The sequence below is a fragment of the Arthrobacter sp. SO3 genome (genome assembly GCF_020532825.1).
Lineage (GTDB): Bacteria > Actinomycetota > Actinomycetes > Actinomycetales > Micrococcaceae > Arthrobacter.
In genome coordinates, this window is the sequence record NZ_MQTS01000108.1 from 1 (window position 1) to 26,967 (window position 26,967).

Annotated in this window: 21 protein-coding genes and 1 tRNA gene; 19 read left to right on the forward strand and 3 right to left on the reverse strand. The window is 64.4% G+C overall.

Translation table 11 applies throughout. The annotated features are described in order from the left end of the window. Together BJQ90_RS10930 and BJQ90_RS10935 are read left to right on the forward strand one after the other, a co-directional pair. The coding region (locus tag BJQ90_RS10930; RefSeq protein ID WP_226760308.1) for a sensor histidine kinase at positions 1 to 1,117 on the forward strand (1,117 nt) is incomplete at its 5' end. Next, the gene (locus BJQ90_RS10935; protein ID WP_226760309.1) at positions 1,114 to 1,788 is read left to right on the forward strand and encodes a LuxR C-terminal-related transcriptional regulator; all 675 of its coding nucleotides are present in this window, start codon (positions 1,114 to 1,116) and stop codon (positions 1,786 to 1,788) included. The genes BJQ90_RS10930 and BJQ90_RS10935, both read left to right, overlap by 4 nt. Positions 1,789 to 1,945: 157 nt before the next feature. Here BJQ90_RS10935 and BJQ90_RS10940 read toward each other — a convergent pair whose 3' ends face one another. Next, positions 1,946 to 3,163 (reverse strand): pyridoxal phosphate-dependent aminotransferase, encoded by a 1,218-nt coding sequence (locus BJQ90_RS10940; protein ID WP_226760310.1) that lies wholly within the window; start codon positions 3,161 to 3,163, stop codon positions 1,946 to 1,948. 325 nt (positions 3,164 to 3,488) lie between these two features. On the opposite strand from BJQ90_RS10940, the gene BJQ90_RS10945 reads away from it, so the two are divergent. The 11 genes from BJQ90_RS10945 (at position 3,489) to BJQ90_RS10995 (ending at position 12,039) form a co-directional block, all read left to right on the forward strand. Next, positions 3,489 to 3,561: transfer RNA gene (locus tag BJQ90_RS10945), tRNA-Trp, on the forward strand. A 78-nt stretch (positions 3,562 to 3,639) separates the two neighbouring features. Then, positions 3,640 to 3,924: a preprotein translocase subunit SecE gene (secE, locus tag BJQ90_RS10950; protein WP_226760311.1), complete on the forward strand. Its 285-nt coding sequence runs from the start codon at positions 3,640 to 3,642 to the stop codon at positions 3,922 to 3,924. A gap of 115 nt (positions 3,925 to 4,039) precedes the next feature. Beyond that, complete coding sequence (gene nusG, locus BJQ90_RS10955) at positions 4,040 to 4,900, forward strand: transcription termination/antitermination protein NusG (protein ID WP_226760312.1); 861 nt, start codon at positions 4,040 to 4,042, stop codon at positions 4,898 to 4,900. 131 nt (positions 4,901 to 5,031) lie between these two features. Beyond that, on the forward strand, positions 5,032 to 5,463 hold the full coding sequence (gene rplK, locus BJQ90_RS10960) for a 50S ribosomal protein L11 (protein WP_024365990.1): 432 nt from the start codon (positions 5,032 to 5,034) through the stop codon (positions 5,461 to 5,463). Positions 5,464 to 5,598: 135 nt separating this feature from the next. Further along, positions 5,599 to 6,306: a 50S ribosomal protein L1 gene (rplA, locus tag BJQ90_RS10965; protein WP_024365991.1), complete on the forward strand. Its 708-nt coding sequence runs from the start codon at positions 5,599 to 5,601 to the stop codon at positions 6,304 to 6,306. A 94-nt stretch (positions 6,307 to 6,400) separates the two neighbouring features. Continuing rightward, on the forward strand, positions 6,401 to 6,874 hold the full coding sequence (locus BJQ90_RS10970; protein ID WP_226760313.1) for a hypothetical protein: 474 nt from the start codon (positions 6,401 to 6,403) through the stop codon (positions 6,872 to 6,874). 182 nt (positions 6,875 to 7,056) lie between these two features. After that, positions 7,057 to 7,368: a hypothetical protein gene (locus tag BJQ90_RS10975; RefSeq protein ID WP_226760314.1), complete on the forward strand. Its 312-nt coding sequence runs from the start codon at positions 7,057 to 7,059 to the stop codon at positions 7,366 to 7,368. A gap of 125 nt (positions 7,369 to 7,493) precedes the next feature. Next, positions 7,494 to 8,603, forward strand: coding sequence for a GNAT family N-acetyltransferase (locus BJQ90_RS10980; protein WP_226760315.1), 1,110 nt, complete (start codon positions 7,494 to 7,496; stop codon positions 8,601 to 8,603). Between the two features lie 331 nt (positions 8,604 to 8,934). Next, a complete protein-coding gene (rplJ, locus tag BJQ90_RS10985) occupies positions 8,935 to 9,543 on the forward strand; it encodes a 50S ribosomal protein L10 (RefSeq protein WP_226760316.1) in 609 nt (202 codons plus the stop codon). A 73-nt stretch (positions 9,544 to 9,616) separates the two neighbouring features. After that, positions 9,617 to 9,991, forward strand: coding sequence for a 50S ribosomal protein L7/L12 (gene rplL, locus BJQ90_RS10990; protein WP_024365995.1), 375 nt, complete (start codon positions 9,617 to 9,619; stop codon positions 9,989 to 9,991). 215 nt (positions 9,992 to 10,206) lie between these two features. Then, positions 10,207 to 12,039 (forward strand): bifunctional metallophosphatase/5'-nucleotidase, encoded by a 1,833-nt coding sequence (locus BJQ90_RS10995; protein WP_226760317.1) that lies wholly within the window; start codon positions 10,207 to 10,209, stop codon positions 12,037 to 12,039. Positions 12,040 to 12,166: 127 nt separating this feature from the next. On the opposite strand, the gene BJQ90_RS11000 is transcribed toward BJQ90_RS10995, so the two are convergent. Then, entirely contained in the window at positions 12,167 to 12,676 is a 510-nt protein-coding gene (locus tag BJQ90_RS11000) for an aminoacyl-tRNA deacylase (RefSeq protein WP_226760318.1), read from the reverse strand. A gap of 5 nt (positions 12,677 to 12,681) precedes the next feature. Beyond that, the gene (locus BJQ90_RS11005; protein WP_226760319.1) at positions 12,682 to 13,881 is read right to left on the reverse strand and encodes an acetyl-CoA C-acetyltransferase; all 1,200 of its coding nucleotides are present in this window, start codon (positions 13,879 to 13,881) and stop codon (positions 12,682 to 12,684) included. A 396-nt stretch (positions 13,882 to 14,277) separates the two neighbouring features. On the opposite strand from BJQ90_RS11005, the gene rpoB reads away from it, so the two are divergent. The 6 genes from rpoB to tuf all read left to right on the forward strand — a co-directional run bounded on the left by rpoB (position 14,278) and on the right by tuf (position 26,723). Continuing rightward, positions 14,278 to 17,796, forward strand: coding sequence for a DNA-directed RNA polymerase subunit beta (gene rpoB / locus BJQ90_RS11010; RefSeq protein WP_226760320.1), 3,519 nt, complete (start codon positions 14,278 to 14,280; stop codon positions 17,794 to 17,796). A gap of 119 nt (positions 17,797 to 17,915) precedes the next feature. Then, complete coding sequence (locus BJQ90_RS11015) at positions 17,916 to 21,815, forward strand: DNA-directed RNA polymerase subunit beta' (RefSeq protein ID WP_226760321.1); 3,900 nt, start codon at positions 17,916 to 17,918, stop codon at positions 21,813 to 21,815. Positions 21,816 to 22,242: 427 nt separating this feature from the next. After that, entirely contained in the window at positions 22,243 to 22,617 is a 375-nt protein-coding gene (gene rpsL, locus BJQ90_RS11020) for a 30S ribosomal protein S12 (protein ID WP_011692814.1), read from the forward strand. A gap of 1 nt (position 22,618) precedes the next feature. Further along, positions 22,619 to 23,089, forward strand: coding sequence for a 30S ribosomal protein S7 (gene rpsG, locus BJQ90_RS11025; protein WP_011692813.1), 471 nt, complete (start codon positions 22,619 to 22,621; stop codon positions 23,087 to 23,089). A 69-nt stretch (positions 23,090 to 23,158) separates the two neighbouring features. Continuing rightward, positions 23,159 to 25,273: an elongation factor G gene (gene fusA, locus BJQ90_RS11030; RefSeq protein ID WP_226760322.1), complete on the forward strand. Its 2,115-nt coding sequence runs from the start codon at positions 23,159 to 23,161 to the stop codon at positions 25,271 to 25,273. Positions 25,274 to 25,532: 259 nt separating this feature from the next. Beyond that, positions 25,533 to 26,723 (forward strand): elongation factor Tu, encoded by a 1,191-nt coding sequence (gene tuf / locus BJQ90_RS11035; protein WP_069949303.1) that lies wholly within the window; start codon positions 25,533 to 25,535, stop codon positions 26,721 to 26,723. The last annotated feature ends 244 nt before the right edge of the window (positions 26,724 to 26,967 follow it).

The following is a 26,967-nucleotide window of genomic DNA, read 5'->3' on the forward strand; positions in this document are numbered from 1 at the left end:
CCCCCCGATGGTGGCCCCGACCCCCGGTGCAGCCGCTGCTGCCGGCACGCCAACTCCGCGGGCGGCAGCCGCGCCAGCCGGAGCGGCTCCGGCCGACACCTGGCGGAACAGGGTCACCGGGATGCGTTACGGCAAGGAGATACTGCTCGGCGCGGGACTTCTGCTGGCCGCCGGCATCCTGATCGCACGCCTGCTCGGCGTCGATGTTCCGCTCGGAACCCTCATCCCGGTAGCGGCCATCCTCGGCGGCGCTGCCATTGCCTGGATGCAGCTGGATGAGACCCGGCGGGCAGGGCTCGTAGACAAGACCAAAGCGGACCAGGCCGGCGGCTGGGCCCGCCTCGCGGCCGGCCTGGCGCTTGTCGTGGCGGGAGTCCTGGTGATGGTCTCCGGCTCCGGGTCCTGGGAACAGACGTGGCTCGCCCTGCTGTCCTCCGTGGCGGTGCTCGGCGGCGTGGCACTGGTTCTTCTGCCCTGGGGACTGAAATTCTGGCGGGACCTGGAGACGGAACGGGCCGGGCGGGTCCGCGCCACCGAACGGGCCGAGATCGCGGCGCACCTTCATGACTCGGTGCTGCAGACGCTGGCCCTGATCCAGCGGCGAGCCGGCAACGAGAGCGACGTCGTCCGCCTTGCCCGCGCCCAGGAGCGCGAGCTGAGGGGCTGGCTGTACCGGAACCCGGGCAAGGAGGCCGGGCAACTGTCCGAGGGCATCATGGCGGCTGCGGCTGAAGTGGAAGACACCCTGGGCCACGCCGTCGAGGTGGTCACCGTGGGCGACTGCGCCATGTCCGAACGCCACGAGGCCCTTGTCCAGGCAGCCCGCGAGGCGATGCTGAACGCGGCCCGGCACGGCGGCGGCGCGGTATCCGTGTACCTGGAAGTGACCGACGGCTCGGCCGAGGTCTTCGTGAAGGACCGCGGCCCCGGCTTCGACCCGGACGCCGTCCCCGCGGACCGGATGGGGGTCCGCGAATCGATCATCGGGCGGATGAACCGCCACGGCGGCACCGCCACCATCATCAGCAGCCCGGACGGCACCGAGGTGCGGCTGAGGCTGCCCCTGTCAGCGGCACCCGCCGGCGCCAGCAACAGCAACGGAGAGGTACGACTGTGACCAGCACTGAAGCGGGGCGCCCGGCGCCCGGAATCCGGGTGGTGATCGTGGATGACCACGCCATCTTCCGCTCCGGCCTGAAGGCCGACCTGGACCCGGACATTGTTGTTGCCGGTGAGGCCGGAACGGTGGAAGAGGCCGTGGCCGTGATCGCGGCCGTCCGTCCCGACGTCGTTCTCCTCGATGTCCATTTACCGGGCGGCCTGGGCGGCGGCGGCCGCGAAGTGCTGGCCGGCTCGGCGCCGTTGCTGGGCAGCACCCGCTTCCTGGCCCTGAGCGTCTCTGACGCGGCCGAGGATGTCGTCTCGGTGATCCGGGCCGGCGCCCGCGGCTACGTGACCAAGACCATTTCCGGCGCGCAAATTTCGGACGCCGTCCGGCGGGTCGCGGGCGGCGACGCCGTCTTCTCGCCCCGACTGGCCGGCTTTGTGCTGGACGCCTTCGGTACCGCCCCGGCCGACATCGCCGACGACGAACTGGACAGGCTCTCCGCCCGCGAGCTCGAGGTGATGCGGCTGATCGCCCGCGGCTACAGCTACAAGGAAGTCGCGAAGGAACTGTTCATCTCGATCAAGACCGTGGAAACCCACGTCTCGGCGGTGCTGCGCAAGCTCCAGCTCTCCAGCAGGCACGAACTCACCCGCTGGGCCGCCGAGCGCCGGCTGCTCTGACGCTCCCGCAGCCCGGACATGCCCATTCTTAAGCACACCTTCAGCCCGGACATGCCCATTCTTAAGCGCGAACAGTGGACAGAATGGCATTCTGCCCACTGCTCGTGGTTAGGACTGGACATGTCCAGTCCTGCGGGGTGCGTTGTACGGGGGCGCCCTACTTAGCCTTGCCGAGGAAGTCCTGCAGGCGGGCGACGCCGGTGGCAAGGTCCTCGTCGCCGAGGGCGTAGGAGAGGCGCAGGTAGCCGGAGGGGCCGAACGCCTCGCCAGGAACCACCGCCACCTCCACTTCGTCCAGGATCAGTGTGGCCAGCTCTGCCGAGGTCGCAGGCCGGACGGGCCCGTTCGCGGACGGGAACTCCTTGCCGAGCAGGGCGCGGACGTCCGCGTACACGTAGAAGGCGCCCTTCGGCGTCGGGCATTCCACGCCCTCGATGGCGTTCAGCCCGGCCACGATGGCTTTGCGGCGGCGGTCGAAGGCGAGTTTCATCTCGTCGACGGCGGTCAGCGGCCCGGACACCGCGGCAAGGGCGGCCATCTGCGGGATGTTGGACACGTTCGACGTCGCGTGCGACTGCAGGTTCGTCGCGGCCTTGATCACGTCGGCCGGCCCGATCATCCAGCCGACACGCCAGCCGGTCATGGCATAGGTTTTCGCCACGCCGTTGAGGATGACGACCTTGTCGCCCAGCTCGGGGACGGCCGTCGCGATCGAGGTGAAGGGCACGCCGTCGTACGTCAGGTGCTCGTAGATCTCATCCGTGACAACCCACAGGCCCTTCGAAGCGGCCCACAGGCCGATCTCCCTGACCTGCTCCGGCGAGTACACGGCGCCGGTGGGGTTGGAGGGGGAGACGAAGAGCAGGATCTTGCTGCGGTCCGTCAGGGCGCCTTCGAGCTGCTCCACCGTGACCAGGTATTCCTGCTCTGGTCCGGCGAAAACCTCCACCGGCACGCCTCCGGCCAGCCGGATGGCCTCCGGGTAGGTGGTCCAGAACGGCGTGGGGACGATGACCTCGTCGCCCGGATCGAGCAGCGTGGCGAAGGTGTTGTACACGGCCTGCTTGCCGCCGTTGGTGACGAGCACCTGCGACGCCTCGGCCTTGTAGCCGGAATCCCGGAACGTCTTGGCCGCGATGGCCTGCTTCAGCTCCGGCAGGCCGCCGGCGGGGGAGTAGCGGTGGAACCTGGGCTGCCCGGCGGCTTCGATGGCCGCCTGCACGATGTAGTTGGGGGTCGGGAAGTCCGGCTCGCCGGCGCCGAAACCGATCACCGGCCGGCCGGCCGCCTTCAGCGCCTTCGCCTTGGCATCGACAGCCAACGTGGCGGATTCGGCTATGGCGGAAATTCGCTGTGAAATGCGGGCGGCAGGCATCGCGGGTCCATTCTTCGCTAGCAGCTTCGGTGGCTGTTTGTGGGATTCGACGGAATCTACTCTATGCTGTTCACCGGATCGTCCGGGGAGACGGCGCGGAAATGTGACTGCCGTTGCGGCAGATGCTTCAGCCGCCGGTTTTTCTCGCTTCGTTTTCCCGCCCGGTTTCTCTGCAGGATTTCCCGGGGGGATGGACGCTCCGTCAGGGCCGGTTCGACGTAGGCGCAGTTGTTGCGTAGACTGGTTCTCCGGTGTTGAAAACACGATGATGGTCTGCGCCTCAGCGAAGTCTGGGGAAACGGGCCGGAACTGGTTTTTGATCCATAGGGTAGTGGCGCAATTGGTAGCGCAGCGGTCTCCAAAACCGCAGGTTGCAGGTTCGAGTCCTGTCTGCCCTGCGCAAGCTGTCCCGGTTTCTCCGGGGCAAGCGCAGCAACCATGGTTCAGTTCAGAGCCGGGTATCCGACATTGCGAGGATGAGTGAGGACCAGGTGACCGAAACAGCTGCAAGCAGCTCAAGTGGCCGCCCCGCCAAGAATGCCCCCAAGGCAGGCTTCTTCGCTCGAATCGCCCTCTTCGTCCGCCAGGTCATCGGCGAACTGAAGAAGGTTGTTGCACCGACCCGCAAGGAACTGATCAACTACACGATCGTGGTGCTGGTATTCGTGGTCATCATGATGCTCCTTACCACCGTGCTGGATCTGGCCTTCGGGACCGCAGTGGGCTGGGTATTCGGCGGGACGAGCCCCACGGACCGCTGACGCGACCGGTCCGCAGACTACGTGGATTACCACCGGGATTCCGGAGGTTCTGCGGGGTGTGCGGAATTGAGTCATTTAAATAGGCATGTTAGGCAATGAGGAAGCAGGAGACCAAGTGTCTGAGCAGGAGCTCGAGGTAACTGAGACTGAGCTGGATAAGAGCCAGGACGCCGCGGTGGAAGCCGGGGAAGAGTCCGAGGCTACGTCTGCTGCGCCCGAATCCGACGTCGCCGACGAAGCCGCTGACACGGCAGAGGCTGGCGAAGCCACCACTGGCGAGTCCGCTGAGGCGGAGACCGCCGACGCTGGCGATGAAGCAGTCGAAGCCGAGGAAGGGTCCGACGACGCGCTGGCCGCTGCCGCCGCCGCCGCCGAGGTTGACCCGGCCGATGAGTTCAAGGCCAAGCTGCGCCGCCAGGAGGGTGACTGGTTCGTCATCCACTCCTACGCCGGCTACGAAAACCGCGTCAAGGCCAACCTTGAAACCCGCATCCAGACCCTGGACATGGAAGATTACATCTTCGAAATCCAGGTTCCGATGGAGGAAGTCGTTGAGATCAAGAACGCTCAGCGCAAGGTCATCAACCGCGTCCGCATCCCCGGTTACGTCCTGGTCCGCATGGACCTGACGGATGCCTCCTGGGGCGCCGTCCGCCACACTCCCGGCGTCACCGGCTTCGTGGGCAACGCCCACAACCCGGTCCCGTTGCGCCTCGACGAGGTCTTCTCCATGCTCGCCCCGGTCTTCGAGGAAGAGCAGGCCGAGAAAGGCAAGCCGATCAAGCACGCGGCCGCGCAGATCGACGTCGACTTCGAGGTTGGCGAGTCGGTCATCGTCAAGGAGGGCCCCTTCGAGACCCTTCCGGCCACGATCTCCGAAATCAAGGTGGACTCCCAGACCCTCGTGGTCCTGGTCTCCATCTTCGAGCGCGAGACCCCGGTCACGCTGGCCTTCAACCAGGTCAGCAAGATCTAGCTTTTCCCCACAGAATTCGCCCCGGGCTGCCCGCTTTAGCAGCCAGGTGCGGCCGGCCGCCTCGCCATGGCGGCCAACAACCTGAGGCACGCTCCTGTGTCCCAGGAAAAATTTGAGAGAAGGACCCTACATTGGCTCCCAAGAAGAAGGTCACCGGCCTCATCAAGCTGCAGATCCAGGCAGGTGCCGCTAACCCGGCCCCGCCCATCGGTCCTGCGCTTGGCCAGCACGGTGTCAACATCATGGAATTCTGCAAGGCGTACAACGCTGCGACGGAAGCCCAGCGCGGCAACGTTATCCCCGTGGAAATTACGGTCTACGAGGACCGTTCCTTCACGTTCATCACCAAGACCCCGCCGGCTGCAGAGCTCATCAAAAAGGCTGCAGGCGTTGCCAAGGGTTCGCCCACCCCGCACACCGTCAAGGTTGCAAAGCTGACCCAGGCCCAGGTCAACGAGATCGCCACCACCAAGATGGAAGACCTCAACGCCACGAGCCTGGAAGGCGCCGCGAAGATCATCGCCGGCACCGCCCGTTCCATGGGTATCACCGTCGAAGGCTAATAGCCTTCCCCGCCGGGCAACCGGCACCACCTAAACATTGAGATGTTGGGAATCCGGACAAACCACCCGGACTCCCGACTGTGGCAGGGCCCAGCGCGGTCCGCAGACCACAACTGCACAAGGAGAATAAGCAGCATGGCAAAGCGCAGCAAAGCATATGAGGCAGCCGCAGCCAAGATCGACGCGGAGAAGTTCTACGCGCCGTTCGAGGCAGTGACGCTCGCCAAGGACACCAACCCGTCCAAGTTCGACGCCACCGTTGAGGTTGCATTCCGCCTGGGTGTAGACCCGCGTAAGGCTGACCAGATGGTCCGCGGCACCGTTATCCTGCCGCACGGCACCGGTAAGACCGCCCGCGTCCTCGTCTTCGCCACGGGCGACAAGGCTGAGGCAGCAATCGCAGCCGGCGCCGACTTCGTTGGTTCCGATGACCTGATCGAAAAGATCGCAGCCGGCTGGACCGACTTCGACGCCGCCGTTGCCACCCCTGACCTCATGGGCAAGGTTGGCCGCCTCGGCAAGGTCCTGGGTCCGCGTAACCTGATGCCGAACCCGAAGACCGGCACCGTGACCGCTGACGTCGCCAAGGCCGTCAACGACATCAAGGGCGGCAAGATCGACTTCCGCGTCGACAAGCACTCGAACCTGCACTTCATCATCGGCAAGGTTTCCTTCGACGCCCTCAAGCTGGCCGAGAACTACGCCGCCGCTCTGGAAGAGGTCCTCCGCCTCAAGCCGTCCGCTTCCAAGGGACGCTACATCCAGAAGGCCACCGTCGCCACCACGTTTGGCCCGGGCATCTCGGTTGACCCCAACGTCACCAAGGTCCTGACCGAGGTCTAAGCCTCACCCGCCTGGCAGCAGGCAACAGAAGAGACCGTCCCGCATCCGCGGGGCGGTCTTTTCCGCATTCCGGGGCACCGGCTACGCTGTTCCGGTGACTGCCGCGACCTGCCGCATTGAACGCCTCTTGCTACCCGACGCCCTCGATTCCCCGGACGCCGGCGACTTCCTCGAGGTCGGGGAACTGTGCGACGCCCTGACGCTCCAGACCTGGGGCAACCTGGACCGGTCAACCCCGCCCGCGGCCCGGCTTCAGTTCTGGCGGGACAACGCCTACCGGAAAATCCTGCTGTTCTTTGTGCGCCAGGACGGACGAATGGCAGCAAGGTCCTGGGTCCGCTTCGGACTTCAGGAGAACCTCGGCAGCGCGACCGTCCACGTCGATGTGCTTGAGAAGTTCAGCCGCCGGGGGAATCGGCCGGGCGCTGCTGCGCCACGCGGAGGCGCTGGCGGCCGCGGCGGGCCGCACCATCCTGCAGAGCTACACGGAGCACCCCGCCGGCTTCGACCCGGAAGACCACGACGCAAACGTCAGGCCGGCCACCGGGTCGGGGGCACGTCCCGCTGACGCGCGGGGCGTCCGCTTCGCCCTGAAAGCCGGGTACCGGCTGGAACAGGTCTCGCGCTTCAGCGCCCTGGATGTCCGCGCGCATGCCGCGTCGTGGGATGCGCTGGAGCTCGCCGTGCTGATGTCCCGGAGGAGCACGGACGCGCCGATCGGGGACCTGAGCTACGACCCGGAGGTGTGGGATGTGGCACCGTGGCAGCGGGGAACTGGCTGCCTACTCGGTGCTTCAACTCACGCCGTCGAAACCGTGGCTGGGCGACCCGGACGACACCCTCGTCGCAGCCGGGCACCGTGGCCACCGCCTGGGCATGCTCGTCAAGATCCGCAACCTCCGCCGCCTGCTCGCGCAGTTCCCGGCCGTGGAACGCGTTGTTACCTTCAACGCCGCGGAAAGCGGCCACATGCTCGCCATCAACGTTGCACTCGGTTCCCGGCCGGCCGGCTTCGACGGTGAATGGCAGCGGACCCTCGACGCCGCCGCCCGGGCGTCGTAGCGGGACCGGCGCACGTCGGACGATGGAACGCCGGCGTAAACCGGCATATGCTGACGGTGGAAACCCTGTTAGTGCCGGGATTCCGGTACCCGTAGATGGCAGAACAGCTGGGGATGATGCCCGTTATGGCAAACGACGTACGGATTGAACAGCTGTGGATCCCCGATTCCCTTGACGGGACGGACGCTGCCGACTTTATTGCCGCCGTCGAGGTGGGCCGCAAGGTGCGCATGCAGACCTGGGGGAGCGATGACCTTGCCTATGCGCCCCGGGAGAAACTGCTGGAAATGGCGGACCCGTACGAGCGCCAGGTCATCCTCGTGGCCAGGATTGACGGCGAAATCGTCGGGACCGTCGACATCGCCTTGCCCCTTTCGGATAACCTCGACCTGGCCGAATTTGCCCTCGACATCCTGCCGGAGTTCCAGGGCCGCGGCGTCGGCCGGCAACTCCTCGAAGCCGCGGAGCACTTTGCCCGGGACGAGGGCCGTCACACCATCCTGATTGACACGAACCATCCGAGCTCATCGCTGGGCGACAGCGAAGCCGGCCAGCTCGTGCCCGGGACGGGCCTTGGCTTCGTCCCGGTGCACAGCCGGGAAGTGGAATTCGCCCGGCACAGCGGCTACACCCTGCAGCACATCGAACAATTCAGTGCCTGCACGCTGCCCCTCGACAGTGAGCTCGTGGAGCAGCTGGAAACCGAGGCCGAGGAAGCGAACGCCGGCCGGTACCGGCTGCACCACTGGACGGACCGGTGCCCGGAACAATGGCTCGAAGCCGTCGCCGCGCTCGAAAACAGCGCCGGCGAAGACGGTGTGCCCGGGGCCGACGACGGGGGCATGGTGTTCGACGGCGGCATCCTCCGCGAGGCCGAGGACGTCGCCATCGCGCAGGGACGCCGGACCGTGGTCACCGCCGTCGAACACATCGCCAGCGGCGGGCTCGTGGGCCTGACCACCATCAGCGTCCTCGCGATGCGCCCCGACGTCGTGTTCCAGGACGACACCGTGGTCCTGCGGGAGCACCGCGGCAACAAACTGGGCCTGCTGATCAAGGTCTCGAACATGGAGAGGCTCTCGGAGCAGTTCCCGGACGCCCGGGTCCTCTACACCTGGAACGCCCCGGAAAACCGTTACCTGCTCACCGTCAACCAGCAGCTCGGATTCACCACCGCCGGCGTGACAGGCATCTGGCAAAAGGAACTCCCGGACTTCGGCCCCAGCCTCAGCTGACGGCGTTCCAGGGCCCTGCGGCTCCCGCCGGGGCCACGATTTGGAGCACACGCCCGGTCTCGCGTAAGCTGGGGGGACCAAAGACCGTCGGTTGTTGGAAATCCACTCTCCCAAGCAAGACTCACTTCTGCAGTCGCGCCGGGAGAGCCAGTGGATCTCCGGACGAAGGACCCTGAACATAGGGCGGCCGGCGCAGGTGAACGAAGCAAAGCTCCGCAGTCATGGACTGCGTCGAGACAAGCCCCGTGCATCTGCGCGGGGCGTTTTTTAGTTTTTAGCTCTTTTGAGCGGGGACCGGGAAATTACCGGCACTATCCCCGGAAGGAGGGTTATGGCAACGCCTAGCAAGGTTTCAGCAGTAGCTGAGATCACTAACGATTTCAAGGAATCGAACGCCGCTGTCCTGACCGAATACCGTGGGCTCACCGTTGCACAGCTCAAGCAGCTGCGTGTCTCTCTCGGCCAGGACACCAAGTTCTCGGTCGTCAAGAACACCCTGACCGCCATTGCAGCCAAGGAAGCTGGTGTCGAAGCATTCGACGGCCAGCTCGCCGGCCCCACTGCAATCGCGTTCATCAAGGGTGACGCAGTTGCCGCTGCCAAGAGCCTGACGGATTTTGCCAAGACCAACAAGCAGCTGGTTATCAAGACCGGTTACTTCGAGGGCAAGGCACTGAACGCCAGCGAGGTTGCTGCCCTGGCAGCACTCGAGTCCCGTGAGCTGCAGCTCGCCAAGGTTGCAGGCATCCTCAAGGCTCCTGCTGCCGCCGCTGTACGCATCATTGACGCACTGCGCCTCAAGCTTGAAGAAGAGAACGGCGTACCGGCTGAAGCCGAAGCGCCCGCCGCTGAAGAAGCCCCGGCCGACGCAGCAGCTGAGGCTCCGGCCGATGCAGCAGCTGAGGCTCCGGCCGACGCCGCAGCCCCCGAAGAGAACTAACTCTCTAAACCAGACTCCGGTGCGAAGGCACGGCTCCGGCCGCCGAGCACCACTATAGGAAGGACGCCACACCATGGCGAAGCTCACCAACGAAGAGCTCATTGAAGCTTTCAAGGAACTCACCATCATCGAACTCTCTGAGTTCGTCAAGCTCTTCGAAGAGACCTTCGAAGTAACGGCCGCTGCTGTTGCAGTTGCTGGCCCCGCTGCCGGCGGCGCTGCAGAAGAAGAAGAGCAGACCGCATTCGACGTCATCCTGGAGCACCCGGGCGACAAGAAGATTGCAGTCATCAAGGAAGTTCGCGCAATCACTTCCCTGGGCCTCAAGGAAGCCAAGGACGTTGTTGACAGCGCTCCGAAGGCCATCCTCGAAGGCGTCACCAAGGAAGCTGCCGAGAAGGCTGTTGCACAGCTCGAAGAAGCCGGCGCACGCGTTACCCTCAAGTAACTCGCCGCTTCACGAACTGGCCGGGAACCCTGCGTTCCCGCTCCGCTCCGGGAAACCCCGTCCACTCCGGTGGGCGGGGTTTCCTGCGTCCGGGCCGGAAACCAAACAGAACATGAAATTCCAAAAAAGATTGCTGACTCTCTGTTCTGCCGGGCAGGGGGGCCCTAGACTTTGGCTTTGTGCCAACAGGCCGCCAACGTTGAGGAGCTCACACAATGACCGACCCCACCACTCCGCTCTCCCGCCGTGCCATGCTCACCGCGGCACTCGTCGGGGGCAGTGCGGCCGCCGCGACCCTGGCCGGGGCCCCGGCAGTTAGCGCGTCCCCGGGCAACGGCGGAAAGCCGTTCACCCTGACGGTGCTTGGCACCACCGACCTGCACAACAATGTCTTCAACTGGGACTACTTCAAGAACACGCCCTACGCCGACACGGCAGGAAACAAGATCGGCATCGCCCAGGCGGCCACCCTGATCAAGGCGATGCGGGCCGAGCGCGGAGCGGCGAACACGCTCACCATCGATGCCGGCGACACCATCCAGGGCACACCCCTGGCCTACTACTTCGCCAAGGTCAACCCCGTCTCCGCCACGGTCAAGCACCCGATGGCGCTGGCCATGAACGCGGTGGGGTACGACGCCGTCGGGCTCGGCAACCACGAATTCAACTACGGCATCCCGCTGCTGCGCACGTGGGAAAGCCAGCTCGACTTTCCCCTGCTGGGCGCCAACGTCCACGACGCCGTCACCGGCCGGCGCGCCTTCAGCCCCTACGTGCTCAAGCGGGTCAAGACGGACAACGGCTGGGTCACCGTGGGCCTGGTCGGCTTGGTCACCCCCGGCTGCGCCCTGTGGGACCGCGACAACGTCCAGGGCAAACTGGACTTCAACGGCATCGTCGAGGAAGCCAAAGTCGTCATCCCGCAGCTGAAGGCCGCCGGAGCCGACGTCGTCATCGTCACGAGCCACTCGGGCGCGACGCCGGGTTCCTCCTACGGCGATGCCCTGCCGTTCCCGGAGAACGCCTCCACCCAGCTGGCGGAAGAGGTTCCCGGAATCGACGCCATCCTGGTCGGCCACGCCCACCTGGAGATCCCGGAACGATTCGTGACCAACAAGGCTTCCGGCAGGCAGGTGCTCCTGACCGAACCGCTCAAGTGGGGCATGCGCGTCTCCGTGATGGACCTGGAACTGGTCAAGGAGAAGGGCCAGTGGACCGTCACGTCCGCCCACTCGCACCTGCTGGACGCCAAGACGGTCGACGCCGACCCCGCCGTCGTGCGTGCCGTCCAGGCCGGGCACGAGGCGACGGTGAAGTACGTCAACGAGGTGATCGGCACCTGCACCGCCCCGCTGAGCACGGCTACCGCCTGCTGGGAGGACTCGGCCGCGATTGACGCGATCAACTACGTCCAGGCCAGCACCATCAAGGCCGAACTGGCCAACGGGCCGGCCGCCGCGCTGCCCGTCCTCTCCATCGCGGCGGCGTTCTCCCGCGCCGTGGACGTCAAGGCCGGGCCGCTGACCATCCGGGACGTCGCCGGGCTCTACATCTTCGACAACACGCTGCTGTCCATCAAGGTCACCGGCGCGCAGGTCAAGGATTACCTGGAATGGTCCGCGCAGTACTTCAAGCCGGTCTCCGGCACCACCGCCCGCGCCGCCGACGTCACCAACGCCGTCACTGCGACGGCCCCGGGCGGGACACCGGACTACAACTACGACGTCGTCTACGGACTTGACGCGCCGCTGACCTACGAGATTGACCTCGCGAAGCCGGTGGGGGAGCGCATCACCGGGCTCAGCTACGGCGGCGAGGCCCTGCGCATGGACCAGGAGTTCGCCCTGGCCATCAACAACTACCGGCAGAGCGGCGGCGGCAACTTCCCCGCCGTGAAGACGGCCCCGGTGCTCTCCAACAGCCAGCAGGAAATCCGGCAGCGGATCATCGACTACGTCGTGGCCAACGGGACCCTGGACGTGGCCGTGTTCAGCCAGGACAACTGGCGGCTCACCGTCAACGGCGCGGCCCTCACCGTCACCCCCTAGCCCCCACCAACAGCAACGCGGGGTCACTTACGGCCCATCCCGGGCGTCGGGACGGGCCGTAAGTGACCCCGCGTTGGTGTTTGTTAACCCGGGGAGTTAACCCTGGCGGGCTAGATCGCCGGGAGGGTCAGTTCGGCTCCGAGATATCGGCGACGACGGCGTCGAGGGTGGCGGTCAGGGCGTCGGCGTCCACGAAGGCGCTGTAGCCGTGCTCCCCGGCGCCCATCGAAATCCGGCGGCCCGTGATGCTCCGGTCCGCGTACACCGGCCAGGCCACGGTGCTTCCCAATGGGGTGATGGTGCCGCGCTCGTAGCCCGTGGCAGCAAGGGCCACGTCCGCCGCCGGGAGCGAGAGCTTGTTGACCCCGAGCAGCGCCCGGAGCTTGGGCCAGGAAATCTGGCGGTCGCCGGGAACCAACGCGAACAGGAAGCTGCCGTCCTTGTGCTTGACCACCAGCGACTTCACGATGTCCCCGGGCTGGATGCCGAGGATCCGGGCCGCCTCCTCGAGGCTGCCGGCGGCGCGCCGCTCGACGAGCTGGACGCTGAGCCCGCGGGCGGCGGCGTCGGCCAGGAACCGCTCCCGGCCGGCCCCGTCACCAGCCGCTTCCCTTTCGGGGGCTGCGGGGTCCGTCATCGCGTTCAGTCGCGGTACAGCAGGAGCGCTTCGCCCTGCCCGCCGCCGCCGCACAGGGATACGGCAGCCTTGCCGGCACCGCGCCGCTTCAGCTCGTGCGCCGCGTGCAGGGCCAGCCGGGCGCCGGAGGCACCGATCGGGTGGCCCAGGGCGATCGCGCCGCCGTGGATGTTGCACTTGTCCAGCGGGTAGTCCAGGTCCTTGAGCGACTGCACGGCCACGGAACCGAAGGCCTCGTTGATCTCGATGAAGTCCAGGTCCGCAGCCGACCAGCCGGCCTTGTCCAGGGCGCTCCTGATCGCATTGGAGGGCTGGGAATGCAGCGAGTTGTCCGGCCCGGCCACCTGCCCGGGCTTGCCCACAACGGCGAGGTACTCCAGTCCGTTGTCCTCGGCGAACTTCCGGGAGGACAGCACGAGGGCGGAGGCGCCGTCGGACAAGGGGGATGAGTTGCCTGCGGTGATGGTGCCGTCCGTAACGAACGCCGCCCGCAGGCCGGCCAGCGAGCCGACCGTGGTGTCCGGCCGGATGCCCTCATCCGCGGACAGGATGACCGGCTCCCCCTTGCGCTGCTTGACGCTGATCGGGGCGATTTCGCGGTCGAACACGCCGTCTTTGGCGGCGCGGGCGGCGCGCTGATGGGACGCGGCCGCCACCTCGTCCTGGGAGGTGCGGTCAATGCCCAGCGTGAGGTTCTTGGTCTCGGTGGACAGGCCCATGGACTGCCCGTCGAAGGCATCGGTCAGGCCGTCATGGGCCGCGACGTCGAGCGCCTGGACGGAGCCGTAGGTCCAGCCCTGCCGGGAACCGGGAAGGATGTGCGGAGCGCGGGTCATGGACTCCTGGCCGCCGGCGACGACGACGGTGGCGTCGCCGGCGCGGATCATCCGGGCCGCATCGATCACCGCCGTCAGGCCTGACAGGCAGACCTTGTTGATGGTCAGGGTGGGAACGTTCCAGCCGATGCCTGCGGCAATGGCGCTCTGGCGGGCGGGATTCTGGCCGGCCCCGGCCTGCAGCACCTGGCCCATGATCACCGAGTCCACCTGCTCGGCCTTCACCCCGCTGGCTGCCAGCGCGGCGCGGATGGCGTGGGCGCCGAGCTCCACCGCCGTGAAGCTGGCGAGCTGCCCGTTGAGGCGCCCCTGGGGCGTGCGGGCGGCGGCGAGGATGACAACATCATTGTCGTCTGCAGAGTTGCTCATGGTTATCTCTTCCGATCTTGAACGAGTTACAGCAAGGTTATCGTGACCCCCGTCACCGTGCTATTTGACCGGCGGCGGCGCGGGGGAGCGTGTGGGGCAGGCGCGGGCGGGAGCCGGGCCGGTGCTTGCAATCCCGGGCGAAGTGGGGTAGACAAGTAGGTTGCTTTGCCGTATCGTAGATATTTGCGTCTTCCCTGTTTACCTTCAGCCTTCATATAGCGGTGGGCTTAGCCTGGCAGCTGCGCCATCAATGTGCCGTCAACAACGGCACCAGCATGGTCAGCGCGGGTCCCGGGTCATATAGCGGAACCGGACTGGTAGCACTGCGGAGTCACTCTGCAGGGTACATAACGGGGGAGATCTGAAAACGCCTGAAGGTCTGTGGAAGGATCCCTCTTGGTCGCCTCGAGCACCTCTAATGTAAACAACGCTGCAACCGCTATCAATGCCGACAGCACCGACGGTGCAACCCGCCGGCTCTCATTCGCAAAGATTCACGAACCACTTGACGTTCCGAATCTGCTTGCCCTGCAAACGGACAGCTTTGACTGGCTGGTCGGAAACGAGCGCTGGCAGGCACGCGTAGCCAAGGCCGTCGAAGAAGGCGACCTCAGCGTCGCCACCTCCTCGGGTCTGTCCGACATTTTCGAAGAGATCTCCCCGATCGAGGACTTCCAGGGCACCATGTCCCTGAGCTTCTCGGAGCCGGAGTTCGCTGACCCGAAATACACCATGGCTGAGTGCAAGGACCGGGACGCAACGTACTCGGCTCCGCTGTACGTCAAGGCCGAATTCATGAACAACAACACGGGCGAAATCAAGCAGCAGACCGTGTTCATGGGTGACTTCCCGCTGATGACCGAGAAGGGCACCTTCGTCGTCAACGGCACCGAGCGTGTCGTTGTCTCGCAGCTGGTCCGCTCCCCGGGCGCCTACTTTGAGCGCACCGCCGACAAGACCAGTGACAAGGACATCTTCACCGCGAAGATCATCCCGTCCCGCGGCGCCTGGTTCGAACTCGAAATCGACAAGCGCGACCAGGTCGGCGTTCGTCTCGACCGCAAGCGCAAGCAGTCCGTCACGGTGCTGCTGAAGGCCCTCGGCTGGACCGAAGGCCAGATCCTCGAAGAGTTCGGCCAGTACGACTCCATGCGCGCGACGCTGGAGAAGGACGCCACCGAGACCCGCGAAGACGCCTTGCTGGATATCTACCGGAAGCTGCGACCGGGCGAGCCGCCCACGGTCGAGGCTGCCCAGTCCCTGCTGGACAACCTGTACTTCAACTCCAAGCGCTACGATCTGGCCAAGGTCGGCCGTTACAAGATCAACCGCAAGCTCGGCATCGACCGCTCCCTTGGTGACAAGGAAGCGTCTGTCCTGCACGTTGAAGACATCGTGGCCATGATCAAGTTCCTGGTTGCCCTGCACGCCGGTGAGAAGACCCTCACCGGCAAGCGCGACGGCCAGGACCACGAGCTGCGCGTTGAGATCGATGACATCGACCACTTCGGCAACCGCCGCATCCGCGCCGTCGGCGAGCTCATCGAGAACCAGGTCCGCACCGGCCTGTCCCGTATGGAGCGTGTTGTCCGCGAGCGGATGACGACCCAGGACGTCGAGGCCATCACGCCGCAGACGCTGATTAACATCCGCCCCGTCGTGGCAGCCATCAAGGAGTTCTTCGGAACCTCCCAGCTGTCCCAGTTCATGGACCAGAACAACCCGCTGTCGGGTCTGACCCACAAGCGCCGCCTGTCGGCGCTTGGCCCGGGTGGTCTGTCCCGTGACCGTGCAGGCATGGAAGTCCGAGACGTTCACCCGTCGCACTACGGACGTATGTGCCCCATCGAAACCCCTGAAGGCCCGAACATTGGCCTGATCGGTTCGCTGGCTTCCTACGGCCGCATCAACCCGTTCGGCTTCATCGAGACCCCGTACCGTCTCGTGTCCGAGGGTGTTGTCTCCGATGAGGTCGAGTACCTCACGGCCGACGACGAGGCAGAGGTCCTGATTGCACAGGCCAACGCCCCGCTCGACGAGAACAAGAAGTTCGCCGAAGAGACCGTCCTCGTCCGTGCCCGTGGTGGTGGAGGCGAGCCTGTGCTGGTCCCCGCCGCCGAGGTCGAGTTCATGGACGTTTCCCCGCGCCAGATGGTGTCCGTGGCTACCGCCCTGATCCCGTTCCTCGAGCATGACGATGCTAACCGTGCACTCATGGGTGCCAACATGCAGCGCCAGGCCGTGCCGCTGGTCCGTTCCGAGGCACCGTTCGTCGGTACCGGCATGGAGCGCGCCGCTGCTGTCGACGCCGGTGACGTCACCATCGCGAAGAAGGCCGGTGTGGTCACCGAGGTTTCCGCCGAGCTCGTCATCATGCTCAACGATGACGGCACGGAAACCAACTACCGCATCAACAAGTTCGCCCGCTCCAACCAGGGCAACTGCTACAACAACCGCGTTCTGGTCAGCGAAGGCCAGCGCCTGGAGGTCGGCGGCATCATCGCTGACGGCCCGGCAACGGACCAGGGCGAACTGGCCCTCGGAAAGAACCTGCTCGTGGCATTCATGTCATGGGAAGGCCACAACTTCGAGGATGCCATCATCCTGTCCCAGCGGATCGTGGCTGAGGACGTTCTTTCCTCCATCCACATCGAGGAGCACGAGATCGATGCCCGCGACACCAAGCTTGGTGCCGAGGAAATCACCCGTGACATCCCGAACGTGTCCGAGGAAGTCCTGGCCGGCCTTGACGAGCGTGGCATCATCCACATCGGCGCCGAGGTCGAAGCCGGCGACATCCTGGTCGGAAAGGTCACGCCCAAGGGCGAGACCGAGCTGACCCCGGAAGAGCGCCTGCTGCGCGCCATCTTCGGTGAGAAGTCCCGCGAAGTGCGCGACACCTCCCTGAAGGTTCCGCACGGCGAGTCCGGCACCGTGATCGGTGTCCGCGTCTTCGACCGCGACAACGACGACGAGCTGCCCCCGGGCGTCAACCAGCTGGTCCGCGTCTACGTGGCCGCCAAGCGCAAGATCACCGACGGCGACAAGCTCGCCGGCCGTCACGGCAACAAGGGTGTTATCTCCAAGATCCTTCCGATCGAGGACATGCCCTTCCTTGCCGACGGCACCCCCGTTGATATCGTCCTGAACCCGCTGGGTGTTCCGGGCCGTATGAACGTCGGCCAGGTGCTGGAAACGCACCTCGGCTGGGTTGCCAAGACCGGCTGGAAGATCGAGGGCGAGCCCGAGTGGGTCAAGCAGCTGCCGAACCTGCCGCGCGAGAGTGGCTCGACCACTGTTGCAACGCCGGTCTTCGACGGTGCACGTGAAGAGGAAATCACGGGCCTGCTCGACTCCACCAACGTCACCCGCGACGGCGTCCGCCTGATCAACTCCTCAGGCAAGACCCGCCTGTTCGACGGCCGCTCCGGCGAGCCGTTCCCGGATCCGATCTCGGTCGGCTACATGTACATCCTGAAGCTCCACCACCTGGTGGACGACAAGATCCACGCGCGCTCCACCGGCCCGTACTCCATGATCACGCAGCAGCCGCTGGGTGGTAAGGCTCAGTTCGGTGGTCAGCGCTTCGGTGAAATGGAAGTGTGGGCGCTCGAAGCTTACGGCGCCGCCTACACGCTCCAGGAGCTCCTCACGATCAAGTCGGATGACATCCATGGTCGTGTGAAGGTCTACGAAGCCATCGTCAAGGGCGAGAACATCCCGGAGCCGGGCGTTCCTGAGTCCTTCAAGGTCTTGATCAAGGAAATGCAGTCGCTGTGCCTGAACGTGGAAGTTCTTTCCACGGACGGAACCACAATTGAAATGCGTGACTCTGATGACGCAGTCTTCACGGCTGCGGAAGAACTGGGCATCGATCTGTCTCGTGCAGAGCCCAGTTCCGTAGAAGAGGTTTAGCAGGTGGTGTACCGGGAAAAGCAAGCGGCCCCGCCGCGCTGACTTTTCCCGGCGCACCCCTCCCTCTTCCCGTAACCCAAGACTTCAGAATTTAGAGAACAAGAGAGAACAGGGACCATATGTCCAGCGAATCCTCCTTCGGCCTCATGCAGATCGGCCTCGCCACCGCGGAAGACATCCGTGGCTGGTCTTACGGCGAGGTTAAGAAGCCGGAAACCATCAACTACCGCACGCTCAAGCCTGAGAAGGACGGCCTCTTCTGCGAGAAGATCTTCGGCCCGTCCCGCGACTGGGAGTGCTACTGCGGCAAGTACAAGCGCGTGCGCTTCAAGGGCATCATCTGCGAGCGGTGTGGCGTTGAGGTCACCCGCGCAAAGGTCCGCCGTGAGCGCATGGGCCACATCGAGCTGGCCGCCCCGGTCACGCACATCTGGTACTTCAAGGGTGTTCCGTCCCGCCTGGGCTACCTCCTTGACCTGGCACCGAAGGACCTCGAAAAGGTCATCTACTTCGCCGCCTACATGATCACGAGCGTCGACGCCGACAGCCGCCACGAGGAACTGCCCAACCTTCAGGTTGAGCACGACATCGAGAAGAAGCAGCTGATCGACAACCGCGACTCGGACATCGCCACGATCGCCCGCGACCTTGAGAACGAGCTTGCCCGTCTCGAAGGCGAAGGCGCCAAGGCTGCCGACAAGAAGAAGGCCCGCGACTCCGCTGACCGCCAGATGGCTAACGTCCGCAAGCGCGCGGATGCTGAAATCGAGCGCCTCGAGCAGGTCTGGGACCGCTTCAAGAACCTCAAGGTCGCTGACCTTGAAGGCGACGAGGGCCTGTACCGCGAACTGCGCGACCGCTACGGCATGTACTTCGAAGGCTCCATGGGTGCCGAAGCCATCAAGAAGCGTCTTGAGAACTTCGACATGCAGGCCGAGTCGGACATGCTCCGCGACATCATTGCCAACGGCAAGGGCCAGCGCAAGACCCGTGCCCTGAAGCGGCTTAAGGTGGTCAACGCGTTCCTGACGACCAACAACAGCCCGCTTGGCATGGTGCTGGACGCCGTCCCGGTGATCCCGCCGGAACTGCGCCCGATGGTCCAGCTGGACGGTGGCCGCTTCGCGACCTCCGACCTCAACGACCTCTACCGTCGCGTGATCAACCGCAACAACCGGCTCAAGCGCCTGCTTGATCTGGGTGCTCCGGAGATCATCGTCAACAACGAGAAGCGCATGCTTCAGGAAGCTGTTGACAGCCTCTTCGACAACGGTCGCCGCGGCCGTCCGGTCACCGGACCGGGCAACCGTCCGCTGAAGTCCCTGAGCGACATGCTCAAGGGCAAGCAGGGTCGTTTCCGCCAGAACCTCCTGGGTAAGCGCGTTGACTACTCCGGCCGTTCCGTGATCGTCGTCGGCCCGCAGCTGAAGCTGCACCAGTGTGGCCTGCCGAAGCAGATGGCGCTGGAGCTCTTCAAGCCGTTCGTGATGAAGCGCCTGGTTGACCTCAACCACGCCCAGAACATCAAGTCGGCCAAGCGGATGGTCGAGCGTTACCGCCCGCAGGTCTGGGATGTCCTCGAAGAGATCATCACCGAGCACCCCGTGCTGCTGAACCGTGCACCCACCCTGCACCGTCTCGGCATCCAGGCGTTCGAACCGCAGCTTGTTGAAGGTAAGGCAATCCAGCTCCACCCGCTGGTTTGTGGCGCCTTCAACGCTGACTTCGACGGCGACCAGATGGCAGTGCACCTGCCGCTGAGCCCCGAAGCCCAGGCTGAGGCCCGCATCCTGATGCTGTCCTCGAACAACATCCTGAAGCCCTCTGACGGCCGCCCGGTGACGCTGCCTTCGCAGGATATGATCATCGGCCTCTACCACCTGACCACCAAGCGTGTCGGTTCAGCTGGCGAGGGCCGGATCTTCTCCTCCGTTGCGGAAGCCATCATGGCGTTCGACCTGCACGAGCTGCACCTGAACTCCCAGGTCAAGATCCGGCTTGAGGGCTTTGTCCCTTACGCCGGCTGGGAAGCTCCGGAAGGCTACGAGCCGGGTCAGACCGTGCTCGTCCAGACCTCCCTGGGCCAGGTCCTCTTCAACGAGACCCTGCCCGCGGACTACCCGTGGGTCGAGAATGTTGCCGACAAGGGCGAACTGTCCACGATCGTCAACGACCTCGCCGAGCGGTACCCGAAGGTCGTCACGGCGGCAACGCTGGACAACCTGAAGGATGCCGGTTTCTACTGGGCCACCCGGTCCGGCGTCACCGTCGCCATCTCCGACATCGAGGTGCCCAAGGACAAGCCGCGGATCCTCGCCGGTTACGAGACTATGGCCGCCAAGATCCAGGGCCAGTACGACAAGGGCCTGATCGACGATGACGAGCGTCGCCAGGAACTGATCGAGATCTGGAACAAGGCCACGAACGAGATCGCCCAGGCGATGCGTGACAGCCTCTCCCCGATGAACACGATCAACCGCATGGTGTCCTCCGGCGCCCGTGGTAACTGGATGCAGGTCCGCCAGATCGCGGGTATCCGTGGCCTGGTGGCCAACCCTAAGGGTGAGATCATCCCGCGTCCGATCAAGTCCTCGTACCGCGAGGGCCTGTCGGTGCTGGAATACTTCATCGCCACGCACGGTGCCCGTAAGGGTCTGGCTGACACCGCGCTGCGTACCGCCAACTCGGGTTACTTGACCCGTCGTTTGGTGGACGTCTCGCAGGATGTCATCGTCCGCGAAGAGGACTGCGGTACCGAGCGCGGTCTTATGACCGCCATCGCCGTGGCTGACGCCAACGGCGAGCTGGTCCTGGACGAGAACGTCGAGAACAGCGCGTACGCCCGCACCCTGGCCGTGGATGTCGTTGACTCCAAGGGCAAGGTCCTGGCAGCAGGCGGCACCGACTGCGGCGACGTCGTCATTGCCGAACTGTTCGCAGCCGGCATCACCGAGGTCAAGGTCCGCTCCGTACTCACCTGTGAGTCCAGCGTCGGCACCTGCGCCCTGTGCTACGGCCGTTCGCTGGCCACGGGTAAGACCGTCGACATCGGTGAGGCAGTCGGCATCATCGCCGCACAGTCCATCGGTGAGCCGGGTACCCAGCTGACCATGCGTACGTTCCACACCGGTGGTGCTGTTTCCTCCAGCGGTGGCGACGACATCACCCAGGGTCTGCCCCGTATCCAGGAGCTCTTCGAAGCCCGTACTCCGAAGGGTGTCGCACCGATTGCAGAAGCAGCCGGCCGCATCACCATCGAAGAGTCCGAGCGCCAGATGCGCCTGGTCATCACCCCGGATGACGGATCCGAAGAGATCGCTTACCCGGTGCTGCGCCGTTCACGTCTTCTCATCGAAGACGGCGAGCACGTCAGCGTCGGCCAGAAGCTCATCAACGGTCCGGTCGACCCCAAGCAGGTTCTGCGCATCATGGGCCCCCGCGCCGCGCAGAAGTTCCTGGTTGACGAAGTCCAGGGCGTGTACCGCAGCCAGGGCATCGGTATCCACGACAAGCACGTCGAGGTTATCGTCCGCCAGATGCTGCGCCGCGTCACGGTCATCGAGTCCGGCGAATCGGACCTGCTGCCCGGCGAGCTCGCCGAACGCAGCCGCTTCGAGGATGCCAACCGCCGCGTTGTGTCCGAGGGCAAGACGCCGGCTTCCGGCCGTCCCGAGCTCATGGGCATCACCAAGGCGTCCCTGGCGACCGAGTCCTGGCTGTCCGCAGCTTCCTTCCAGGAAACCACCCGCGTCCTGACGCAGGCGGCCATGGAAGGCAAGAGCGATCCGCTGCTCGGCCTCAAGGAAAACGTCATCATCGGTAAGCTCATCCCGGCCGGCACGGGTCTCCCGCGCTACACCGAGGTCACGGTGGAGCCCACTGAGGAAGCGAAGGCCAACCTGTTCACCGGCCCGAGCGCGTTCAGTGACTTCTCCTACGATTCCCTGGGCGGCGACGGAGCTCCTGAGTTCCACGCCATCCCGCTGGATGACTACGACCTGGGCAGCGACTTCCGCTAACCGCTAAACCAACGCGGGGTCACTTACGGCCCAATCCGGACCTTGGATTGGGCGCGAAGTGACCCCGCGTTGCTGTTTAAGGTACGACGGCGGACCGGCCCGGCTCCGCGCCGATTAAGGGTCGGGACCCGTCCGTGTTAGACTTGAGACTAATTGTTATTGTGGCAGTGGATGAGAGCGCCGGTAGAAGCTGAAAGGCTGAACCAGGTCGACGTTTCCGGTTTGCAGGGTCCTTGTGCAACGTATGCCACATTTTCGCATGCCTAGGGGCAATCAGGGATGAAAGTCCGTGGATCCCGGCGTGCGGTCCGACTATTAAGGCTTCGCCTCAGCCGCTCCGGAGAGAACTTCCCAGCTCGAGCGGCGGGGCGCAGCGACAAGAGAGCGGCTGCCAACGGCCGCTCCGGATAAAACGGAGAACACGAGAGTGCCTACGATTAACCAGCTGGTCCGCAAGGGCCGCACGCCGAAGGTCAAGAAGACCAAGGCCCCCGCGCTTAACGGCAGCCCCATGCGCCGCGGTGTCTGCACCCGCGTTTACACGACGACCCCGAAGAAGCCGAACTCGGCTCTGCGTAAGGTTGCACGTGTGCGCCTCAACGGTGGCGTTGAAGTCACCGCTTACATCCCCGGTGTAGGCCACAACCTGCAGGAGCACTCCATTGTGCTCGTCCGTGGCGGCCGCGTTAAGGACCTTCCGGGTGTCCGTTACAAGATCGTCCGTGGTGCCCTCGATACCCAGGGTGTCAAGAACCGTAAGCAGGCTCGTAGCCGCTACGGCGCAAAGATGGAGAAGAAGTAATATGCCTCGCAAGGGTCCGGCCCCCAAGCGGCCGCTAGTCCTAGATCCCGTTTACGGCTCCCCGCTGGTCACCCAGCTGATCAACAAGGTGCTCGTTGACGGCAAGAAGTCCACCGCAGAGCGCATCGTTTACGGTGCACTCGAAGGTGCTCGTGCCAAGTCCGGCGGCGACCCGGTTGCAGCCCTCAAGAAGGCCATGGAGAACGTCAAGCCTTCCCTCGAGGTCCGCTCCCGCCGCGTCGGTGGCGCCACCTACCAGGTTCCGGTTGAGGTCAAGCCGGGCCGTTCCACCGCACTTGCCCTGCGCTGGCTGGTTGGCTACTCCAAGGCCCGCCGCGAGAAGACCATGACCGAGCGCCTCCAGAACGAGATTCTGGATGCCTCCAACGGTCTCGGTGCCGCTGTGAAGCGTCGCGAAGACACGCACAAGATGGCCGAGTCCAACAAGGCCTTCGCACACTACCGCTGGTAATACTTCCCGGACGCCGCCGGCTCTACCGAGCCGGCGGCGAACGTGCAGTCCATCCGAAAGGGAGACACCGTGGCACAGGACGTGCTTACCGACCTTAGCAAGGTCCGCAATATCGGCATCATGGCCCACATTGATGCCGGCAAGACCACTACTACCGAGCGCATCCTGTTCTACACAGGTGTGAACCACAAGATCGGCGAAACGCACGACGGCGCTTCGACGACTGACTGGATGGAACAGGAAAAGGAACGCGGCATCACCATCACGTCTGCCGCCGTGACCTGCTTCTGGGAAAACAACCAGATCAACATCATCGACACCCCCGGCCACGTTGACTTCACGGTTGAGGTTGAGCGCTCCTTGCGCGTCCTCGACGGTGCAGTTGCCGTGTTCGATGGCAAGGAAGGCGTGGAGCCGCAGTCTGAGACTGTCTGGCGCCAGGCCGACAAGTACAACGTCCCGCGCATCTGCTTCGTCAACAAGATGGACAAGCTCGGCGCTGACTTCTACTTCACCGTCGACACCATCATCAGCCGCCTCGGTGCCAAGCCGCTCGTCATGCAGCTGCCGATCGGCGCCGAGAACGACTTCATCGGCGTCGTCGACCTGCTTTACATGCGCGCACTGGTCTGGCCCGGCGACTCCAAGGGTGACGTCACCATGGGTGCCAAGTACGAGATCCAGGAGATCCCGGCTGACCTCAAGGAAAAGGCCGAAGAGTACCGCGCAACGCTCGTTGAGACCGTTGCTGAGTCCTCCGAAGAGCTCATGGAGAAGTACCTCGAAGGTGAAGAAATCACCACCGACGAGCTCAAGGCCGGCATCCGCAAGATGACGATCAACTCCGAGCTCTACCCGGTATTCTGCGGCTCCGCGTTCAAGAACCGCGGCGTCCAGCCGATGCTTGACGCCGTCGTGGACTACCTGCCGAACCCGCTCGACGTCCCGCCGATGATCGGTCACGATCCCCGGGACGAAGAGAAGGAACTGACGCGCAAGCCGTCCTCCGAGGAGCCGTTCTCGGCTCTGGCGTTCAAGATTGCCACGCACCCGTTCTTCGGTCAGCTCACCTTCATCCGTGTGTACTCCGGTCACGTGGAAGCAGGCTCCCAGGTGGTCAACTCCACCAAGGGCAAGAAGGAGCGCATCGGCAAGCTGTTCCAGATGCACGCCAACAAGGAAATGCCCGTTGACGGCGCTACCGCTGGCCACATCTACGCAGCGATCGGTCTGAAGGACACCACCACGGGCGACACCCTGTGTGATCCCAGCAACCAGATCGTCCTTGAGTCCATGAGCTTCCCGGAGCCCGTGATCTCTGTTGCGATCGAGCCGAACACCAAGGGTGACCAGGAGAAGCTCTCCACGGCCATCCAGAAGCTCTCCGCTGAGGACCCGACCTTCCAGGTCTCCCTCAACGAGGACACCGGCCAGACCATCATCGCCGGCATGGGCGAGCTCCACCTGGATATCCTGGTGGACCGCATGCGCCGCGAATTCAAGGTCGAGGCAAACGTGGGCAAGCCCCAGGTTGCCTACCGCGAAACCATCAAGCGTGCTGTAGAGCGTCACGACTACACGCACAAGAAGCAGACCGGTGGTTCCGGCCAGTTCGCAAAGATCCAGATCGCGATCGAGCCGCTGGACACGTCCGAGGGCGAGCTGTACGAGTTCTCGAACAAGGTCACCGGTGGACGTATTCCGCGCGAATACATCCCCTCGGTCGACGCCGGTATCCAGGATGCGCTGAACGACGGCGTCCTCGCCGGCTACCCGGTTGTCGGCATCAAGGCCACGCTGATTGACGGCGCGTACCACGATGTTGACTCCTCGGAAATGGCGTTCAAGATCGCCGGACGTATGGCTTTCAAGGAAGCCGCACGCAAGGCGAACCCCATCCTGCTCGAACCGCTGATGGATGTCGAGGTCCGCACCCCTGAGGAATACATGGGTGAAGTAATCGGTGACCTCAACTCCCGCCGTGGCCAGATGCAGTCCATGGAAGATGCCCAGGGCGTCAAGGTCATCCGGGCACACGTCCCGCTGTCCGGCATGTTCGGCTACATCGGTGACCTGCGCTCGAAGACCCAGGGTCGCGCTGTGTACTCCATGACGTTCCACAGCTACGCCGAGGTCCCGAAGGCATTTGCCGACGAGATCATCCAGAAGAACCGCGGCGAGTAGTCCCTAGGGCTCTCGCAGCAACAAACTCGGGTGCGTTTCCGTCAACGGAGAAACACCTGGTGCAGATGGCCGGTTCCGGTCAGCCGCTTTCCGGTCAAGCCGGGACCGGCCATCTGCACCGGCAGACTCGAGGGACTAGTATTAGTTCCTGAATCTGCAATTTCATCAATCCAAAGCCCCCCAAGTAGACTTACTGAAGTTTCGCCGCGACAAGCGCGGTCGAAGAGTAAGTCATTTGAAAACGTTCTAGGAGGAACCTGTGGCAAAGGCAAAGTTCGAGCGGACTAAGCCGCACGTCAACATCGGCACCATTGGTCACGTTGACCACGGTAAGACGACGCTGACGGCCGCGATTTCCAAGGTGCTGTACGACAAGTACCCGACACTCAACGAGCAGCGCGACTTCGCGTCTATTGACTCTGCTCCCGAAGAGCGTCAGCGCGGCATTACCATCAACATCTCCCACGTTGAGTACCAGACCGAGAAGCGCCACTACGCACACGTAGACGCTCCGGGTCACGCTGACTACATCAAGAACATGATCACCGGCGCTGCACAGATGGACGGTGCAATCCTCGTGGTTGCCGCCACTGACGGCCCGATGGCTCAGACCCGCGAGCACGTCCTGCTCGCCCGCCAGGTTGGCGTTCCCTACCTGCTGGTTGCACTGAACAAGTCGGACATGGTCGATGACGAAGAGCTCCTCGACCTCGTCGAAATGGAAGTTCGCGAGCTGCTTTCGGCTCAGGGCTTCGATGGCGATGAGGCTCCGGTCGTTCGCGTTTCAGGCCTGAAGGCTCTCGAAGGCGACCCGGTTTGGGTCAAGTCCGTCGAGGACCTCATGGAAGCTGTCGACAACTCCGTGCCGGACCCGGTACGCGACCGCGACAAGCCCTTCCTGATGCCGATCGAAGATGTCTTCACGATCACCGGCCGTGGCACCGTTGTTACGGGCCGCGCCGAGCGTGGAACCCTCGCCATCAACTCCGAGGTCGAGATCGTCGGCATCCGCCCGGTCCAGAAGACCACGGTTACCGGTATCGAGATGTTCCACAAGCAGCTCGACGAAGCATGGGCCGGCGAGAACTGTGGCCTCCTGCTCCGCGGTCTGAAGCGCGACGATGTTGAGCGTGGCCAGGTTGTCGTCAAGCCGGGTTCCATTACCCCGCACACCGACTTCGAGGCCAACGTCTACATCCTCTCCAAGGACGAAGGCGGACGTCACAACCCGTTCTACTCCAACTACCGCCCGCAGTTCTACTTCCGCACCACGGACGTAACCGGCGTTATCACCCTGCCGGAAGGCACGGAAATGGTTATGCCTGGCGACAACACTGAGATGACCGTTGCGCTCATCCAGCCCATCGCCATGGAAGAGGGCCTCGGCTTCGCTATCCGCGAAGGCGGCCGCACCGTTGGTTCGGGACGCGTTACCAAGATCCTCAAGTAATACTTGCTGATCTGAGTTAGACCCCTGATCGGGTTGGCCGTCTGACGGCCCCCGTGAAGCAAAGAACAGCCCCGCTGCAGTCGCAGCGGGGCTGTTCTTTTTGCTGCGCCCCTGCTGCGCTGCACCTGCGGCACCTGCGGCACCTGCTGCACCTGCGGCACCTGCGGCACCTGCGGCACCGACGCCGCCTCCGCCACCTCCGCCTCCGACGCCCCCTAGGCCACCTCCGCCACTGACGCCCACC